The sequence below is a fragment of the Magnetospirillum sulfuroxidans genome, assembly GCF_018224925.1.
GTDB classification, from domain to species: Bacteria; Pseudomonadota; Alphaproteobacteria; order Rhodospirillales; family Magnetospirillaceae; genus Magnetospirillum; species Magnetospirillum sulfuroxidans.
This window is the reverse complement of sequence record NZ_JAGTUF010000048.1, coordinates 1-1,674: the sequence shown is the minus strand read 5'-3', so window position 1 is coordinate 1,674 and position 1,674 is coordinate 1. Positions and strand designations below refer to the sequence as shown.

Sequence of the window (1,674 nt, the reverse complement as noted above, 5' to 3'; positions counted from 1 at the left end):
TCGGCCAACACCTTGGTGATGGCAGCGGTCAGCGAGGTCTTGCCATGGTCAACGTGACCGATGGTGCCGATATTGCAGTGAGGCTTATTGCGCTCGAATTTTGCCTTAGCCATTTTAAACCCACCTGATCGGCGGCTGCTGCCGCGCTGGTCGTGCCGAAATTTACCCGAGTTGGGCGCGCCTTATGGAGCGGGTGAAGGGAATCGAACCCTCGTCGTAAGCTTGGAAGGCTTCTGCTCTACCATTGAGCTACACCCGCCCGAAGCGCCCCACCCTGCAGCAGAACCGAAGTTCCTTCGCCCGGCCCGGAAGTGAATGGTGGAGGGGGTTGGATTTGAACCAACGTAGGGTTACCCCGGCAGATTTACAGTCTGCTGCCATTGACCGCTCGGCCACCCCTCCACACCGTCCCCGGCGGTTAAGCCGAGGTGACGGGAGAGCCGAAATATGGGAATTTTCGCGGCCTTGTCAACTCGAAAAAGGAGGGCTACATCATTGTCATCAAGGAGACGTCATGACCAACTGGGATTCTCGCAGCAAATCCAACCACAAACGCGATGCCGGCAAGGGGGCTGAACGCCCTGCAAAACTGCCATCGAATCAACTTTGGCTGTATGGTGTGCACGCGGTCGTCGCCGCCCTCGCCAACAAGAACCGAAAAATTCGTCGCATCGTCCTGACCGCCGAGGCGCTGCGCACCCACGCCCCCGCCCTCGCCCATGCGCGCAGCAAAAGACCGTTGCCCGGCGAGGAAACCACCGACCGCGCCGAATTGGATCGTCTGCTTCCCCCCGGCGCCGTGCACCAGGGCATCGCCGTGCTGGCCGAACATCTGGACGGTCTGGGCATCGAAGACGTCGGCCGCATGGCCAAGGGACGCGAGCACGCTGTGGTCATGGTGCTGGACCAGGTCACCGACCCGCACAATGTCGGCGCCATCTTGCGCTCCGCCGCCGCCTTTGGCGCCCTGGCGGTGGTGGTCCCCGACCGTCACAGCCCCGAGGAAACCGGCGCCCTGGCCAAATCCGCATCGGGCGCGTTAGAGGTGATGCCGCTGGTCCGCGTCACCAACATGGTGCGCGCCTTGGAGCAATTGCAAGAAGCCGGATTTTGGACCGCCGGCTTGGCCGGCGAAGCCACCAACACCATCGCCGCCGCCAAATTGTCGGGCAAGATCGCCCTGGTCATGGGCGCCGAAGGCGAGGGTTTGCGCCGCTTGACCCGCGAACATTGCGACCATCTGGTCAAACTGCCGATGACCGGCTTGGTGGAAAGCCTGAACGTCTCCAACGCCGCCGCCATCGCCTTATACGAATTAGTGCGGGAACAAGACCTTGCGAGCGCCCCCACTTCCCATTAATTTCCCCCGATCCAGGCGTGACACGCACGGAGCCGGTTTAGCTCAGCTGGTAGAGCACCTGATTTGTAATCGGGTGGCCGGTTCTACGGCCCTTATTTTCTGCGGGATTCGCGGGCCATTTTGTGGTTGTGTGGTTTTTGTGTAGAGAATGCCGGCGTAGCACAGTGGTAGTGCAGCGGTTTTGTAAACCGAAGGTCGCGGGTTCGAATCCTGCCGCCGGCACCATATCTACCCAGGACTGAACCGCCCCGGGTTTGCCGGAGGCTCCAACTTCTGAGAAAGTAGGGGCATCATGAGCAAGACGACGAACAAAT

At 60.9% G+C, this 1,674-nt stretch carries 2 protein-coding genes and 3 tRNA genes; 2 read left to right on the top strand and 3 right to left on the bottom strand.

The window, feature by feature from the left end:
- The 3 genes from KEC16_RS19570 to KEC16_RS19560 form a co-directional block, all read right to left on the bottom strand.
- On the bottom strand, nt 1-113 hold a 113-nt coding region (locus tag KEC16_RS19570), incomplete at its 3' end, for a GTP-binding protein (protein ID WP_132295269.1).
- Between the two features lie 72 nt (nt 114-185).
- Nucleotides 186-259 (bottom strand) — tRNA-Gly (locus KEC16_RS19565).
- 57 nt (nt 260-316) lie between these two features.
- Nucleotides 317-402: transfer RNA gene (locus KEC16_RS19560), tRNA-Tyr, on the bottom strand.
- Nucleotides 403-514: 112 nt separating this feature from the next.
- Between KEC16_RS19560 and rlmB the strand changes: the two genes are divergently transcribed.
- A complete protein-coding gene (gene rlmB / locus KEC16_RS19555) occupies nt 515-1,360 on the top strand; it encodes a 23S rRNA (guanosine(2251)-2'-O)-methyltransferase RlmB (RefSeq protein ID WP_211552091.1) in 846 nt (281 codons plus the stop codon).
- Between the two features lie 150 nt (nt 1,361-1,510).
- Nucleotides 1,511-1,585: transfer RNA gene (locus KEC16_RS19550), tRNA-Thr, on the top strand.
- Nucleotides 1,586-1,674: the final 89 nt, after the last annotated feature.